Origin of the sequence: Buttiauxella sp. JUb87 (assembly GCF_004361975.1) — a bacterium.
Lineage (GTDB): Bacteria > Pseudomonadota > Gammaproteobacteria > Enterobacterales > Enterobacteriaceae > Buttiauxella > Buttiauxella ferragutiae.
Window position 1 is genome coordinate 431,330 of the sequence record NZ_SNVY01000003.1, and the last position, 15,618, is coordinate 446,947.

General features: G+C 52.3%; 13 protein-coding genes and 1 pseudogene. 10 read left to right on the forward strand and 4 right to left on the reverse strand.

The window, feature by feature from the left end; all coding sequences use genetic code 11:
- Position 1: 1 nt before the first annotated feature.
- From kdpB to kdpF, 3 genes are read right to left on the reverse strand one after another with little or no spacing between them, the layout of a single operon-like run.
- Positions 2-2,050 (reverse strand): potassium-transporting ATPase subunit KdpB, encoded by a 2,049-nt coding sequence (kdpB, locus tag EC843_RS14070; protein WP_064548632.1) that lies wholly within the window; start codon positions 2,048-2,050, stop codon positions 2-4.
- A gap of 13 nt (positions 2,051-2,063) precedes the next feature.
- Positions 2,064-3,752: a potassium-transporting ATPase subunit KdpA gene (kdpA, locus tag EC843_RS14075; RefSeq protein WP_064548630.1), complete on the reverse strand. Its 1,689-nt coding sequence runs from the start codon at positions 3,750-3,752 to the stop codon at positions 2,064-2,066.
- Positions 3,752-3,841 (reverse strand): K(+)-transporting ATPase subunit F, encoded by a 90-nt coding sequence (gene kdpF / locus EC843_RS14080; protein ID WP_064548628.1) that lies wholly within the window; start codon positions 3,839-3,841, stop codon positions 3,752-3,754. Before kdpF ends, kdpA begins: the two co-directional genes overlap by 1 nt.
- 307 nt (positions 3,842-4,148) lie before the next feature.
- Between kdpF and EC843_RS14085 the strand changes: the two genes are divergently transcribed.
- The 10 genes and pseudogenes from EC843_RS14085 (at position 4,149) to menE (ending at position 13,985) form a co-directional block, all read left to right on the forward strand.
- Positions 4,149-4,355, forward strand: a complete 207-nt coding sequence (locus EC843_RS14085) for a YbfA family protein (RefSeq protein WP_064548626.1) — start codon at positions 4,149-4,151, stop codon at positions 4,353-4,355.
- Positions 4,356-4,641: 286 nt separating this feature from the next.
- Positions 4,642-5,807, forward strand: a pseudogene (locus EC843_RS14090) (von Willebrand factor type A domain-containing protein); the annotation flags it as partial.
- A 222-nt stretch (positions 5,808-6,029) separates the two neighbouring features.
- Positions 6,030-6,479, forward strand: a complete 450-nt coding sequence (locus tag EC843_RS14095) for a GNAT family N-acetyltransferase (RefSeq protein WP_064548781.1) — start codon at positions 6,030-6,032, stop codon at positions 6,477-6,479.
- A 58-nt stretch (positions 6,480-6,537) separates the two neighbouring features.
- The gene (elaB, locus tag EC843_RS14100; protein WP_064548622.1) at positions 6,538-6,837 is read left to right on the forward strand and encodes a stress response protein ElaB; all 300 of its coding nucleotides are present in this window, start codon (positions 6,538-6,540) and stop codon (positions 6,835-6,837) included.
- A 122-nt stretch (positions 6,838-6,959) separates the two neighbouring features.
- The gene (gene menF / locus EC843_RS14105) at positions 6,960-8,261 is read left to right on the forward strand and encodes an isochorismate synthase MenF (protein WP_121814101.1); all 1,302 of its coding nucleotides are present in this window, start codon (positions 6,960-6,962) and stop codon (positions 8,259-8,261) included.
- An 80-nt stretch (positions 8,262-8,341) separates the two neighbouring features.
- Entirely contained in the window at positions 8,342-10,012 is a 1,671-nt protein-coding gene (gene menD, locus EC843_RS14110) for a 2-succinyl-5-enolpyruvyl-6-hydroxy-3-cyclohexene-1-carboxylic-acid synthase (protein WP_121814100.1), read from the forward strand.
- A complete protein-coding gene (gene menH, locus EC843_RS14115) occupies positions 10,009-10,791 on the forward strand; it encodes a 2-succinyl-6-hydroxy-2,4-cyclohexadiene-1-carboxylate synthase (RefSeq protein ID WP_133522419.1) in 783 nt (260 codons plus the stop codon). Before menD ends, menH begins: the two co-directional genes overlap by 4 nt.
- Positions 10,788-11,645, forward strand: coding sequence for a 1,4-dihydroxy-2-naphthoyl-CoA synthase (gene menB / locus EC843_RS14120; protein WP_064548614.1), 858 nt, complete (start codon positions 10,788-10,790; stop codon positions 11,643-11,645). The genes menH and menB overlap by 4 nt, the downstream gene beginning before the upstream one ends.
- The gene (gene menC, locus EC843_RS14125) at positions 11,645-12,610 is read left to right on the forward strand and encodes an o-succinylbenzoate synthase (RefSeq protein WP_133522420.1); all 966 of its coding nucleotides are present in this window, start codon (positions 11,645-11,647) and stop codon (positions 12,608-12,610) included. Before menB ends, menC begins: the two co-directional genes overlap by 1 nt.
- A 10-nt stretch (positions 12,611-12,620) precedes the next feature.
- Positions 12,621-13,985, forward strand: coding sequence for an o-succinylbenzoate--CoA ligase (gene menE, locus EC843_RS14130; RefSeq protein WP_133522421.1), 1,365 nt, complete (start codon positions 12,621-12,623; stop codon positions 13,983-13,985).
- A 72-nt stretch (positions 13,986-14,057) separates the two neighbouring features.
- Here menE and EC843_RS14135 read toward each other — a convergent pair whose 3' ends face one another.
- The gene (locus tag EC843_RS14135; protein WP_064548608.1) at positions 14,058-15,497 is read right to left on the reverse strand and encodes a catalase; all 1,440 of its coding nucleotides are present in this window, start codon (positions 15,495-15,497) and stop codon (positions 14,058-14,060) included.
- Positions 15,498-15,618: the final 121 nt, after the last annotated feature.

Below are 15,618 nucleotides of genomic sequence, written 5' to 3' on the forward strand. Positions count from 1 at the left end.
CTTAAACCAGGCCACAAACGGTCAGCAGCACATCGATAATCTTGATGCCAATAAACGGCACAATTAAACCGCCCAGACCGTAAATCCACAGATTGCGACGCAACATGGCTGCGGCACTCAGCGGTTTGTAGCTCACCCCGCGCAAGGCCAGTGGAATCAGGAAGATGATGATCAATGCGTTAAAAATCACCGCGCTCAAAATCGCCGAAGCCGGGGAGTGCAGGTGCATCACGTTCAGCGCGTTGAGCTGCGGATAAGTGGCGGCAAACGCCGCAGGAATAATCGCGAAGTATTTCGCCACGTCGTTGGCAATACTGAAGGTGGTCAGCGAACCACGGGTCATCAGCATCTGTTTACCGATATGTACCACTTCAATCAATTTGGTGGGGTTGGAGTCTAAATCCACCATGTTGCCCGCTTCTTTTGCTGCCTGGGTACCCGAGTTCATGGCAACCGCGACATCCGCTTGCGCCAGCGCTGGCGCATCGTTGGTGCCATCACCGGTCATTGCTACTAAACGGCCTTCAGCCTGATACTGGCGAATCAACGCCAGTTTGGCTTCCGGTGTCGCTTCGGAAAGAAAATCATCAACCCCTGCTTCGGCGGCAATCGCGGCGGCGGTCAGACGGTTATCACCGGTAATCATCACGGTTTTGATGCCCATCTGGCGTAACTGCGCAAAACGCTCTTTAATGCCGCCTTTGACGATGTCTTTCAGCGCAATCACACCGAGCACGTTCGCACCTTCCGCCACCACCAGCGGTGTGCCGCCGGTGCGGGCAACGCCTTCCACCAGCGTATCCACCTGCGGCGGGAAGTGGCCGCCGTTGGCTTCAACGTGGCGACGAATGGCGTCCACCGAACCTTTGCGAATCATGCGATCCTGAATGTTGATCCCACTCATGCGGGTTTGTGCGGTAAACGGCACAAAGGTGGCATGCAGGTTTTGCACATCGCGTTCGCGCAGGTTAAAGCGCTGTTTTGCCAGCACCACAATACTGCGGCCTTCAGGTGTTTCGTCAGCCAGTGACGAAAGCTGCGCGGCATCCGCCAGCGTTTTTTCATCTATGCCTGGTGCAGGCAGGAAATCAGAAGCCTGGCGGTTACCCAGCGTGATGGTGCCGGTTTTATCCAGCAGCAGCACGTCAACATCGCCCGCTGCTTCAACAGCACGCCCGCTGGTGGCAATCACATTCGCACCTAACATGCGGCTCATTCCGGCAACACCAATCGCCGACAACAGCCCGCCGATGGTGGTTGGTATCAAACACACCAGCAGAGCAATCAGCACGGTAACGCTAACCGCGACACCACCATATTGCGAGAACGGCCACAACGTGGCAGTTGCCAGTAAAAAGACGATTGTCAGCGCCACCAGTAAAATCGTCAGTGCAATTTCGTTTGGCGTTTTACGGCGTTGCGCGCTTTCGACCATCGCAATCATGCGGTCGAGGAAGGTTTCGCCAGGGTTCACGCTGCACTGAATCACCAGCCAGTCGGAAAGAATGCGCGTGCCACCGGTGACCGAAGCGAAGTCGCCGCCAGACTCACGAATAACCGGCGCGGATTCACCGGTAATCGCGCTTTCATCCACCGATGCACCACCTTCTAACACCTCGCCATCGCAAGGAATAATATCGCCCGCTTCAACCAGCACGATGTCGCCTTTGCGTAAGTCGGCGGCAGGGACGTTGTCCATCGGTGCGTCATGTTGCGGCGCACGCAATTTACGCGCCCAACTGGTTTTCTTCACCCCTTTCAGGCTGTTGGCTTGCGCTTTACTGCGGCCTTCTGCCAGCGCTTCGGCAAAGTTGGCAAACAGCACGGTAAACCACAACCAGACACTGATGGCGGCAGTAAACGACGCTTCGCCCTGAACTTTCCCGGCGAACATGGCAATCGCCAGAACGGTGGTCATCACGCTGCCGACCCAAACGATAAACATCACCGGGTTACGCCACTGCACCTGTGGCGTGAGTTTTTTAAAGGAATCAATTAACGCCTGACGAATCAGCGATGGTTCAAATAGCGCCTGTTGCTTGCGACTCATGGATGCCTCTTAATCACAAATTCACAAAGGAAAGGTGTTCCGCAACCGGGCCTAATGCGAGGGCGGGAATAAAGGTTAATGCGCCGACTAACAACACAGTGCCAATCAGCAACCCGATAAACAGCGGGCCGTGAGTCGGTAGGGTGCCGATACCTGCGGATTGCGATTTTTTGGTGACCAGCGAACCGGCAATCGCCATCACCGGCACAATCACCGCGAAGCGACCGAACCACATGCACACCGCCAGAAGAACGTTCCAGAATGGGGTGTTAGCACTTAAACCGGCAAACGCGCTGCCGTTGTTATTGGCAGCAGACGAAACCGCGTACAGCACTTCGCTAAAACCGTGAATGCCTGGGTTGAACATGCCGGCGCGGCCTGCGTCGGTCATCATCGCCAGCGCGGTACCGAGCAGCACCAGAGTCGGCGTTACCAGAATCGCCATCGCGGTCATTTTCATCTCTGCGACGTCGATCTTTTTACCGAGATATTCCGGCGTGCGGCCAATCATCAAACCGGCGATAAACACCGTCAGCAACACGAACAACAACATGCCGTACAGCCCAGAGCCGACGCCGCCGAACACCACTTCACCAATCTGCATCAGCCACATTGGGATCATGCCGCCTAACGCCGTGAAGGAGTCGTGCATGGCGTTGACCGCCCCGCAAGATGCGGCAGTGGTAATCACCGAAAACAGGCTACTGGCCAGAATGCCAAAGCGGCTCTCTTTGCCTTCCATATTGAAATTACTGTCAGCGCCGAGCTGCATGAAATGCGGGTTACCGTTGGTTTCGGCCCACATAACCACCACAACGCAGATAACAAAAATTACCGCCATTGCCCATAAAATGGCGCGTCCCTGACGACGGTCACCTACCGCTTCACCAAACGCAAAACAGAGTGCCGCCGGGATCAAGAAGATCGCCAGCATCTGTACAAAGTTGGTCAGCGCCGTGGGGTTCTCGAACGGGTGTGAGGAATTAGCATTAAAGAAACCACCGCCATTGGTGCCAAGCATCTTGATCGCTTCTTGCGAGGCCACCGGGCCCATAGGCAAGACATGCTGCACACCTTCAAGTGAGGTAAATGGCTGATACGCGGCAACGTTCTGCAAGGTTCCCTGGCCAACAAAGAACAGCGCAATCAACAGTGAAATCGGCAGCAAGATATACAGCGTGATGCGGGTTAAATCGGCCCACGCGTTACCTAATGTGCTGGCGCTCTGGCGTGAAAAAGCGCGGATCAGCGCAAACACCACGGCAATCCCCGTTGCGGCTGACAAAAAGTTTTGCACCGTCAGGCCGACCATCTGGCTGAAATAGCTCAGCGTGGTTTCACCGCTGTAAGACTGCCAGTTGGTATTGGAGACAAAACTCACAGCTGTATTCAGCGCCAGATGCCAGGAAAGGCCCGGTAACTGCTGCGGATTGAGCGGCAGGTTGCCTTGTGTCATCAGAATGACAAAAAGCGCCAGCAAACCTAACGCGTTAAACGCCAGAATTGCGCCCAGGTAATGCTTCCAGCTCATTTCGCGGGTGGCATCACTGCCGAGAAGTTTCCAGAACAGAGAATCCACTTTCCCGACAACGGGCAACGGTTCGCCTTCAATTAAGCGAGCCAAAACACTACCTAACGGTTTGGCTAACGCGAAAAGCACCAGCAGGAAACTGGCAATTAATAAAAATCCGGACGCGGCCATCAGAATGCCTCCGCATTAATCAGCGCATAAATCAGATATCCCAACAGCAAAAACACCAGCACCACACCTGCGATTACGCCTGCACTCACAATCCACCTCCAGTCCTATAAGGAATTGGAGTGATTTTGAAAGTTTGGATGCAAAGATGTCGTAAAAGTCTGCGGGTGGGGTGTAAAAAAAGTATAAAAATGACAAAAGCCATTAATTAACTAATGGTTAGTATTTATTTAACTATTTTGTAACTTAATTACGCCGATGAATGTAAATTAATGGCAAAAAGTGTCATTGAGTGGTCGGATGAGTAGTAAACTTTCAAACAATGCGATACTATTTTCGCCAGATAACAAGTTCCAATTTCCCGGCGTTAGATGCCGGTCACAAAAAAGGGAGAAGCCTATGACTCTATATAAAGACTATCCAATGCATCAGGTCATCCTGCGTCGCACATTTGTTGTTGTAGCAGGCGTCCTGGCTCTGCCGGTCATGTTGTTCTGGAAAGATCGTTCCCGTTTCTACAGCTACCTGCATCGCGTCTGGTCTAAAACCAGTGAAAAACCGGTTTGGATGGCGCAGGCTGAAGCGGCTGCCGCTGATTTTTACTGAGATAAAACTGCTTGTAGTTAAAAAAAGCACCGCACGATTAAATCGGCGGTGCTTTTTTTTGGGCTGGATGGTTTTTATATTTATTGAACAGTGTTTGTCATTTTTTTTATAGAGTCGTGAGGTTTTTGTATTATTTATATAATAAATGAAATATATAAAATCATATCTAAAATTTTTGCCAGATAAGATTTATCTGTTTATTATTTCATATACCATTTTTCGTTAGGATAATTATTTCGATAAGTATATTTTGATGTCTCAAAAAAATATGCTTAAAAATGGATAGGGGACATTGCCCAATGCAGATGCGGTGCGTGCGGAAGAAATGGTGAACTATTTTCCACTGAATGCGCGAGCCTCCAGCAGTGAAACCCGTTCCGATCATGCCACGCCATTTACCATCAGCTACGAATTATCCCCCGCGCCGAGGAATGAGCAGCACACGCTCCTTGTGAATGACCTGCGCGAACAAGATCGCATTGCCATTGTGACCTATTCTGGCTCTTCAGAAGTGCTTTTAGCGTCCACTTCCGGAGCCGATAAAAAAACCATTCTTAATGCGCTTGATAGCCTGGATGCGGGTGGTTCAACCAACGGTGGCGCGGGCTTGAAAATGGCTTATCAACAGGCCGAAAAGGGTTTATCAAAGGAGGCGTTAACCGTATTTTATTAGCCACCGATGGGGATTTTAATGTCGGAATTGACGATCCTAAAGACATTGAAGCCATGGTAAAAAAAGAGCGTGAATCTGGCGTGACGCTTTCCACTCTTGGTGTAGGCGACGATAATTTTAATGATGCGATGATGGTGAAAATTGCGGATGTGGGTAATGGAAATTACAGTTACCTCGATTCATTATCCGAAGCGCAGAAAGTATTGAATAATGAAATGCGTCAGACATTCGTTACCGTAGCAAAAGATGTTAAAGCGCAGATCGAATTTAATCCGAATAATGTTATTGAGTATCGCCAAATAGGCTATGAAAAACGTCAACTGCGTGATGAAGATTTTAATAACGATGCGGTAGATGCTGGTGATATAGGTGCCGGTAAACATGTCACGGTATTATTTGAACTCACGCTGGCAGGCCAAAAACAATCTGTTGATAGCCTGCGTTATGCTAAAAAAACAGCCACGACTGAGGGGAGTAAAACCAACGAATTACTCTGGGTTAAGCTGCGTTATAAACAGCCGCAAGGAGAGACTAGCCAACAGATCAATTTGCCGGTGAAACGCAGTGGTAACACGTCCTTTAACACAGCCTCAGAGGATATGCGTTTTCTTGCGGCAGTAGCGGCCTACGGGCAAAAATTAGGCGGCTCAGATGCATTATCTACAACTTCCTGGCAGCAAATAGCGGAGTGGGGTGAGCAGGCTAAAGGTGTAGATCCACAGGGGTATCGGGCTGAATTTATTCGGCTGGTGGGTTTAGCACAGGGCTTAGATTGCTGACAAAGATCACTAAACAGGTGTTGTAGGGGGGATAAGCGATAGCGCCATCCACCATTTTCGCCTGTTGTTGCAGATAAAAGTGTCGGATGACGCTGCTGTATGACCTGGGAAGAGGTTTGTCATCAGTCTGAAGCCTTGCAGATGCTCCATCCTGAATCGCCACTTGATGGCGGTTTTTTTATGCGTGAAGATAGGCTCAATAAACTACGTGAGGGCAGCAGCATGTTGATTTGGCAAGATTTGCATCATTCAGAACTGAGCGTCACCGATCTTTATACGCTTTTAGCGCTGCGCAACGAGGTATTTGTTGTCGAGCAAAACTGCCCTTATCAGGACATTGATGGCGACGATTTGCTGGGCGAAAACCGCCATATTCTCGGCTGGCAGGACGGTAAGCTGGTGGCTTATGCGCGCATTCTGAAAAGCGACAGCGAATTTGAACCGGTGGTGATTGGTCGTGTGATTATCGACAAAAGCGTGCGTGGCGAAAAACTGGGCTATCAATTGATGGAGCAAGCGATGGCCTCTTGCCAGCAATTCTGGCCGGAAACTACTGTGTATTTAGGCGCGCAGGCGCATCTGCAAGCGTTCTATGCTCACTTTGGTTTTTCCCCAGTTACGGATGTGTATGACGAAGATGGTATCCCACACCTTGGGATGGCGAATCGCTAAAAGCATTCATCTTGTCTATAGTTAGCGGACGAGTTTTTTTTATAAACGGAGAACAGTGATGCAACCGTATGAATCTCGTCTTGATGATGATTTATCTCTGCTGAGCGAAACGTTAGAAGAAGTGCTGCGTTCCTCAGGTGACCCCGCTGACCAAAAGTACATTGAACTGAAAGAACGCGCTGAAAAGGCGCTAAGTGACGTCAAAGCGCGCGTCAGTAATGCGTCAGATAATTATTATTATCGTGCCAAAAAAGCTGTTTATCGTGCCGATGATTATGTTCATGACAAACCGTGGCAAGGCATTGGTGTCGGCGCGGCAGCTGGTTTAGTGTTGGGGCTATTGCTAGCCAGACGCTAGGGCTATTCCGGCACATAGATACGTTGTGTGCCGGTTAAAAAAAATCTTACCTATTGGGTGGGATTTTTTTTTGCCGCCATGACCACGTATAATCAAGGGTTTTCAGGGAAGGTGAGGTAAACGTGAATTCAGTTGTCGTCGCGCTGCAACAGTTACAACTTGCATTGAACGCAGAATTTGCGGATGCGCCAGGACTACAGCAAATATCGTTTGCCGTAACCTTGAGTGATGCCTCAGATGCTCTCGCATGGTTGACTACTCAACGGCTTTATCCTCAATTCTACTGGCAACAGCGTAATGGCGATGACGAAATTGCCGCACTTGGCCTGGTACACCAGTTCAACACATTAGAAGCGGCGAGAGAGTTTCTTGATGATTATGCCGGTCAGCCCGCTATTCGTATCGCTGGCGTCAATGCGTTCGACCCCGCGACCAGTTTTTTATTTCTCCCAAGACTCGAATGGCGACGCACGGGTGGCGATGCGCAGCTTCATCTCCATCTGTATAGCGAAACATCCTTAAAGGAAGACGCGCGCGCCGCGCAGGCTTTCCTTGAACAACTCCTGCCAGCCAAACAATTACCGCTACAGCACCTGAATTGTGTGGGTGAGCAACATATTCCGCCACAGAGTGAATGGCTGAAACTTATCGATCTCGCGACAAGCGCTATTGAACAGCATGAACTCGACAAAGTGGTGCTGGCTAGAGCCACCGATCTGCAATTTACTACGGCGGTTTCTGCGGCGGGTTTTATGGCGGCAAGCCGTCGGGTGAACCTGAATTGCTATCATTTTCTTATGGTGTTTGACGCCAGCAATGCGTTCCTCGGCTCAAGCCCGGAGCGCTTATGGCGGCGCATCGACACGGCATTACGCACTGAAGCATTAGCCGGAACGGTGGCGAACCACCCTGATGATCACCGGGCCTGGTCGTTGGGGCAGTGGTTGCTAAAAGATGATAAAAACCAACGTGAGAATATGTTGGTCGTTGAAGACATCTGCCAGCGTTTGCATAAAACGGTGGGAACGATCGACGTACTGCCGCCGCAAATTGTGCGCCTGCGAAAAGTGCAGCATTTACGTCGCTGCATTTGGACTGTTCTGGCGCAACCGGACGACGCCGCCTGCCTGACGATGCTGCAACCGACTGCCGCTGTTGCAGGCTTACCGCGAGATGTGGCGCGAGATTTCATCGACAAAAATGAACCATTCGAGCGCGAATGGTACGCGGGGTCAGCGGGGTATTTGTCACAACGTCAGTCTGAGTTCTGCGTTGCCTTGCGCTCGGCAAAAGTCACTAATCATATTGTCCGTCTGTATGCCGGAGCTGGCATTGTTGCGGGTTCTGACGCGGCAGAAGAATGGCAAGAAATAGAAAATAAAGCCGCCGGGTTGCGAACATTGCTGACGAAAACGATGTTCTAAATACTATTACCGACCCATATCAAAATAACTATTCCATCTATAATTATAATGAGTCAGCAAAATTGACTCAGGACTTAATCATGTCGATAAGCTCGTTTAACCGCCGTTGGGCTACGGTAATTCTTGAAGCGCTAACTCGTCACGGAGTCCGCCATGTGTGCGTGGCACCGGGTTCGCGTTCTACTCCGCTGACCCTTGGCGCGGCTGAAAATAGGGCTTTTATTTGTCATACGCACTTTGACGAACGTGGTTTAGGCCATCTGGCACTTGGCCTGGCAAAAGCCAGCCAGGCTCCTGTCGCTATCATCGTCACCTCCGGAACGGCTGTCGCCAACCTCTATCCGGCGATTATTGAAGCCGGTTTGACGGGTGAAAAACTGGTGGTTTTGACCGCCGATCGCCCACCTGAACTTATTGATTGCGGTGCTAATCAGGCGATTCGCCAGCCCGGAATTTTTAGCTCCCATCCGACTCAAGCGATTAATTTGCCACGGCCCACGCAGGATATTCCCGCGCGCTGGCTGGTTTCGACCATTGATAACGCGATGGGGCAATTGGTGGGCGGAGCAGTTCATATCAATTGTCCGTTTGCCGAGCCACTATACGGTGAGCTTGATGAAACCGGTATCAACTGGCAACAGGCGCTTGGCGACTGGTGGCAAAGTGATAAACCCTGGCTGCGCATGGCCGCGGCTCAGGAAGTGATGAAACAGCGCGACTGGTTCTTCTGGCGGCAAAAACGTGGCGTGGTTGTGGCCGGGCGTTTGAATGCCGATGAAGGCAAACAGGTGGCCTTATGGGCGAAAACATTAGGCTGGCCGCTGATTAGCGATGTTCTTTCACAAACCGGGCAGCCGTTGCCTTGTGCGGATTTATGGCTGAGCAACAGCCAGGCCGTCACCGAGCTTGCCGAAGCGCAAATTATTATCCAGTTTGGCAGCAGCTTGACCGGTAAACGTGTCCTGCAATGGCAGGCTACCTGCGAGCCGGAAGAGTATTGGCTGGTAGATAACTTACCCAACCGGCTTGATCCGGCGAATCATCGCGGCCGCCGAATATCTTGCGATATCGCGCAATGGCTGGAGCTTCATCCGGCTGAAAAACGCCTCGCATGGGACGAGAAATTAACCACCCTGGCAAAACTCGCGCAGCAGACGGTGAAAAAGGGCACAGCTGAATTTGGCGAGGCGCAAATCGCCGCGCGTTTGCCTGAACTATTGCCGGAAGCCGGGCAGCTATTTGTTGGCAACAGCCTGGTGGTGCGGCTGGTGGACGCCTTTGCCCAACTTCCTGCCGGTTATCCGGTCTACAGCAACCGTGGCGCAAGTGGTATCGATGGCCTGCTCTCGACTGCCGCCGGTGTGCAACGTGCCACAGCCCGCTCAACGCTGGCGATCGTCGGCGATCTCTCTGCGCTCTATGATCTCAATTCGCTGGCGCTACTACGCCAGGTTTCTGCGCCGTTTGTTTTGCTGATCGTGAATAATAATGGCGGGCAAATATTCTCGTTATTGCCAACACCTGCGGCCGAACGTGAACGCTTCTACTGCATGCCGCAGAACGTTAATTTTGCCCACGCGGCGGCGATGTTTAACCTTAGCTATCACAACCCGACAAGCTGGGACGAATTGCAGGATGCGGTTAACCGCGCCTGGCACAGCCCGCAAACTACCATCATTGAAGCGACCGTGCCCGAAACGGATGGCGCGCAAACCTTGCAGAATCTACTGGCGCAGGTTAGCCAGGCATGACCCTGCATGCGGTTTATCGCGAAGGGCGTGATGCGACCTTGCCGTGTCTTGTCTGGCTGCATGGTTTCTTAGGTTGCCAGCGTGAATGGGAAGCGGTGAGCGAGAACTTTATCGACTGGCCGCAACTGCGAATTGATTTGCCCGGTCACGGGAAATCGGCCGATATCACGGTGAACGACTTTCATCAGGTTGACCAACTGTTGCGAAAAACGCTTCTTAGTTACAACATCCTAAAATACTGGCTTATTGGCTATTCCCTTGGCGGACGTGTGGCGATGGTCCATGCTTGCCAGGGGGATAATCCCGGCTTATGTGGGCTGGTTGTCGAAGGGGGCCATCCGGGCCTTGAGGATGAAAATGCCCGCCTGGAAAGGCAAACCAACGACCATCTTTGGGGGCAACGTTTGTGCAACGAACCGCTCAAAGAGGTACTTAACGACTGGTATCAACAAGCGGTTTTTCAGTCGCTTAACGACCCACAGCGCGCAGCACTTGTCATGCTGCGTAGCCAGAATAACGGTGCAAGTCTTGCGGCAATGCTTGAGGCAACATCGCTCGGCAAGCAACCCGATTTACGCGCGGCGCTCAAACAACTGCCGCAGCCTTTTTACTACCTGTGTGGTGAGCGGGATGAAAAATTCCGCGCCGTGGCAAACAGCTTAGGCCTGGCACCGCATCTTATTACTGCCGCAGGCCACAACGCGCATCGGGAAAACCCCGCCGCTTTTAGCGCCTGTCTGCTCAACTTATTACGAAAACCTGGCGAGGAAACACCATGATTTATCCAGATGAACAAATGCTCTATGCCCCGATTGAATGGCAGGATTGCTCGGAAGGTTACAGCGATATTCGTTACCACAAATCGGCTGACGGCATCGCCAAAATCACCATCAACCGCCCTGAAGTGCGCAACGCATTCCGCCCGTTGACCGTCAAAGAGATGATTAACGCGCTGGCCGATGCACGTTATGACGACAACATCGGTACCATCATCCTGACTGGCGAAGGTGAAAAAGCCTTCTGCGCAGGCGGCGACCAAAAAGTCCGTGGTGATTACGGCGGCTATCAGGATGCCAGTGGTACTCATCATCTGAACGTGCTGGATTTCCAGCGCCAGATCCGTACTTGTCCAAAACCAGTTGTCGCGATGGTCGCGGGTTATTCCATCGGTGGCGGCCACGTGCTGCACATGATGTGTGACCTGACTATTGCCGCTGAAAACGCGGTATTCGGCCAGACAGGCCCGAAAGTTGGCTCGTTCGACGGCGGTTGGGGTGCTTCTTATATGGCGCGTATCGTCGGTCAGAAAAAAGCCCGTGAAATCTGGTTCCTGTGCCGCCAGTACGATGCCAAAGAAGCACTGGATATGGGGCTGGTGAACACCGTGGTACCGAATGCCGAACTGGAAAAAGAGACCGTGCGCTGGTGCCGTGAAATGCTGCAAAACAGCCCAATGGCGCTGCGTTGTCTGAAAGCCGCGCTGAACGCTGACTGCGATGGCCAGGCAGGTCTGCAAGAGCTGGCGGGTAACGCCACCATGCTGTTCTACATGACTGAAGAAGGTCAGGAAGGCCGCAACGCGTTTAACCAAAAACGCCAGCCGGACTTCAGCAAATTTAAACGGAACCCGTAATGCGTCGCGTCGAACTGTGGCGCTTTCAGGTGCTGATGGATGCGGGAGTGGTGCTGCGCGAGCGGCGCCTGAAAACACGCGACGGGCTGCTGGTGCGCCTGACGGAAGGCGACAAACAAGGCTTTGGCGAAATTTCGCCATTGCCGGGTTTTAGCGCTGAAACCGTCGACGAAGCGCAAAGCGTGGCGCTGGCCTGGCTGCAAGCGTGGCCAGCGGGCGGTGAGACTGAATTGCCCGAAATGCCCTCTGTGGCCTTTGGCCTGAGCTGCGCGCTGGCAGAAATCAGTGGTGAATTGCCACAAGCGGCAGATTACCGCGCAGCACCGCTGTGTACCGGCGACCCGGATGAACTGTTTGAGATGTTAGCCGCCATCCCTGGCGAAAAAATCGCCAAGGTGAAAGTGGGCTTGTACGAAGCCGTGCGCGACGGCATGGTGGTTAATCTGCTACTGGAAGCGATGCCTGACTTGCGTCTGCGCCTTGATGCCAACCGTGGATGGACGCCGCTTAAAGCGCAGCAGTTCGCCAAATACGTCAACCCGGACTTCCGCCCGCGTATTGCGTTTATTGAAGAACCGTGCAAAACCCGCGAGCAATCCCGTGAGTTTGCCCGTGAAACGGGGATCGCCATCGCGTGGGATGAAAGTCTGCGCGAGCCTGACTTTGCGTTTGCCGCCGAACCTGGCTTAACGGCGCTGGTTATCAAGCCCACGCTCACCGGCAGCCTGGCAAAAGTTCGCCAGCAGGTCGAACAGGCTCATGCCCTGGGATTGACTGCGGTGATCAGTTCGTCGATTGAATCAAGCCTCGGGCTGACTCAACTGGCGCGCATTGCCGCGTGGTTAACACCACAAACACTACCGGGTTTAGATACCTTGTCATTAATGCAGGCACAATTGGTGCGTGAATGGCCAAACAGCCCGTTACCGTGCTGGTCTCTGGAATCTCTTGAGCGAGTGCGATGAGTTTTAAAGAATGATTTTCGAAGATTTTCCCTGGCAACATTGGGCACAAAAACGCGGCAGCGAAGCCGCGTTAACTCTGGGCAATGAAACTCTCAACTGGTGCGAGCTAGGCCAGCGTGTTGATGCGCTGGCTGGCGGCTTTCATCAGCAAGGTGTGCAAGAGGGACAGGGCGTTGCATTGCGTTCCAAAAACAGCCCGGAAATGCTGTTAGCGTTTCTGGCGTTACTGCAATGTGGCGCGTGCGTTCTGCCGCTCAATCCGCAGTTGCCCAACGCGTTGCTCGAACAGTTACTGCCTGACCTGACGATCAGCCATGCGGTGACTTTTGACGCTGCGCAATTCGTGGTCGACATAAACCCGTTAACGATGAACGAAGGCGAATGCTACCAGGCTGACTGGCAGCCGTCGCGCTTCGCATCGATGACGCTGACCTCGGGTTCAACCGGTTTGCCCAAAGCCGCCGTTCATACCGCAGACGCGCATCTTGCCAGTGCTGCCGGTGTGCTGGCGGTGATGGACTATACAGCGCGGGATAGCTGGTTGCTGTCGCTACCGTTGTTCCATGTTTCAGGGCAGGGGATTTTCTGGCGCTGGTTACTGGCCGGTGGCTGCCTGGTAGTGCGTGACTTACATCCGTTGAGCGAGGCATTGCAGGGTTGTACTCATGCCTCGCTAGTGCCAACACAACTCTGGCGTTTGCTGGAACAATCGCCACCGCAGGCGCTGCGTGAGGTGTTGCTGGGTGGTGCCGCCATTCCCGTGGAACTGACGCAAGCTGCTTTAGCCAAAGGTATCAACTGCTGGTGTGGTTATGGTTTGACGGAGCTGGCCTCGACGGTATGTGCGAAACGCGCTGACGGGTTGCCCGACGTGGGCGAAGCGCTACCTGGGCGCGAAGTGAAAATAGTCGATGAAGAAGTGTGGATCCGCGCCAGCAGCCTGGCTTCAGGTTACTGGAAAGCGGGCGCAGTGCTGCCGCTGGTGAATGCCGATGGCTGGTTTGCTACTCGCGATCGCGGCAGGTTAAATGAGCATCGCCTGACTCTTATTGGCCGCCTCGACAATCTGTTTTTCAGCGGTGGGGAAGGGATACAGCCGGAAGAAGTGGAAAGCATTATTGCGCAGCACCCGGCGGTGAAGCAGGCATTTGTAGTGCCTATTGATGACGTGGAATTTGGTCAGCGCCCGGTTGCCGTGGTGGACGCCGCAGACGAATTTGATTTGTCGCTGCTGACGGAATGGTTACAGGGAAAAGTGGCGCGTTTTCAGCAGCCAGTGCGTTGGTTGCGTTTGCCTGATGAACTTAAGCAGGGCGGGATTAAGATTTCGCGGGTGCAATTAAAATTATGGGTAAAGCGAGTGGCTAAAATTTAATTTCAGCCACTCGCTTTCATGTCGGGGGCGCTACGCTTGCCCGACCTACGAACTCGGTTTCCTATTACAGCACTATTTCAAAGCTTTCAACGCGGCGGCAATGCCCGCGCCATATTCCGGATGCACCTCGCTAAACAGGGCAATCTGGCGCTCCTGAATAAACTCGGGAACATCTTTCATATCACCGGCGATACGTTTAAACATGCGCTGATGTTCTTCTGCGCTCAGCAGGTTATACAAGGCGCGTGGCTGGCTGAAATAGTCGTTATCTTCACGATGATTCCAGTGGTCTGCTGCCCCTTCAATACTTAACGGTGGTTCGCTGAAATCAGGCTGCTCCTGGAACACATTGAAGCTATTTGGCTCATAAGTTGCGCCATTGCTGCTGTTGCCATCAATACGCATCGCGCCATCGCGATGATAATTGTGGAACGGGCATTTCGGTGCGTTAACCGGGATTTGGTGATGGTTAACCCCTAAACGGTAGCGGTGGGCATCGCCGTAAGAGAACAGGCGGCCTTGCAGCATGCGGTCTGGAGAGAAACCAATGCCAGGCACCACGTTTGCCGGAGACATTGCCACTTGCTCGACATCAGCAAAGTAGTTATCCGGGTTACGGTTCAATTCCAGCTCACCCACTTCCATCAGCGGATAATCGCCGTGCGGCCAGATTTTGGTCAGATCAAACGGGTTATATGGCGTTTGTGACGCGTCTGCTTCCGGCATAATTTGCACATAGAATTTCCAGCGTGGGAAATCACCGCCTTCAATCGCCTCAAATAAATCACGCTGTGCGCTTTCGCGGTCATTAGCAATGATGGCTGCGGCTTCATCGTCCATCAGATTGGCAATTTGTTGCTGGGTTTTCAGGTGGAATTTCACCCAGAAACGCTGATTGTCGCTGTTGATGAAACTGAACGCATGGCTACCAAATCCGTGAATATGACGATAAGAACGTGGCAGGCCGCGATCGCTAAAATCGATGGTTAACTGGTGCAGCGTTTCAGGCATTTGTGAGAAAAAATCCCACTTATAAGTGGGGTTGCGCAGGTTAGTACGCGGGTCGCGTTTCACTACGTGGTTTAAATCAGGGAATTTCAGCGGGTCGCGTAAATAGAAGATTGGGGTGTTATTACCGACTAAATCCCAGTTACCTTCTTCGGTGTAAAACTTGATTGAGAAGCCGCGAATATCACGCTCGGCATCAGCGGCGCCGCGCTCGCCTGCTACAGTCGAAAAACGCAGGAACAGATCGGTTTTTTTGCCAATGTCTGAGAAAATTTTCGCGCGGGTGAACTGCGTAATATCGTGGGTTACGGTAAAAGTACCAAATGCGCCAGACCCTTTGGCGTGCATGCGACGCTCGGGGATAACTTCGCGATCGAAATGGGCTAGTTTCTCCAGAAACCAAACATCCTGTAAAAGCATTGGGCCACGGGGGCCAGCGGTTGCAACGTTGTTATTGTGGGCTACGGGAGCCCCGGATGCAGTCGTTAATCCTTTTTTGCTCATTGTTGTCTCCATATATCAATGTAAGGGTGAATCATCATAGTAAGAGTAACCACTATAGTATTATGGGAATTATGCACCACTGGCAATTTGGCATTTTCTATCGTTGCTATTCATTAATCCT

Bases quoted from the DNA above. Each gene is read 5' to 3' on its own strand.
- kdpB (WP_064548632.1), bottom strand. From the start codon at position 2,050: ATGAGTCGCAAGCAACAGGCGCTATTTGAACCATCGCTGATTCGTCAG.
- kdpA (WP_064548630.1), bottom strand. From the start codon at position 3,752: ATGGCCGCGTCCGGATTTTTATTAATTGCCAGTTTCCTGCTGGTGCTT.
- EC843_RS14085 (WP_064548626.1), top strand. From the start codon at position 4,149: ATGACTCTATATAAAGACTATCCAATGCATCAGGTCATCCTGCGTCGC.
- EC843_RS14095 (WP_064548781.1), top strand. From the start codon at position 6,030: ATGTTGATTTGGCAAGATTTGCATCATTCAGAACTGAGCGTCACCGAT.
- elaB (WP_064548622.1), top strand. From the start codon at position 6,538: ATGCAACCGTATGAATCTCGTCTTGATGATGATTTATCTCTGCTGAGC.
- menD (WP_121814100.1), top strand. From the start codon at position 8,342: ATGTCGATAAGCTCGTTTAACCGCCGTTGGGCTACGGTAATTCTTGAA.
- menH (WP_133522419.1), top strand. From the start codon at position 10,009: ATGACCCTGCATGCGGTTTATCGCGAAGGGCGTGATGCGACCTTGCCG.
- menB (WP_064548614.1), top strand. From the start codon at position 10,788: ATGATTTATCCAGATGAACAAATGCTCTATGCCCCGATTGAATGGCAG.
- menC (WP_133522420.1), top strand. From the start codon at position 11,645: ATGCGTCGCGTCGAACTGTGGCGCTTTCAGGTGCTGATGGATGCGGGA.
- menE (WP_133522421.1), top strand. From the start codon at position 12,621: ATGATTTTCGAAGATTTTCCCTGGCAACATTGGGCACAAAAACGCGGC.
- EC843_RS14135 (WP_064548608.1), bottom strand. From the start codon at position 15,497: ATGAGCAAAAAAGGATTAACGACTGCATCCGGGGCTCCCGTAGCCCAC.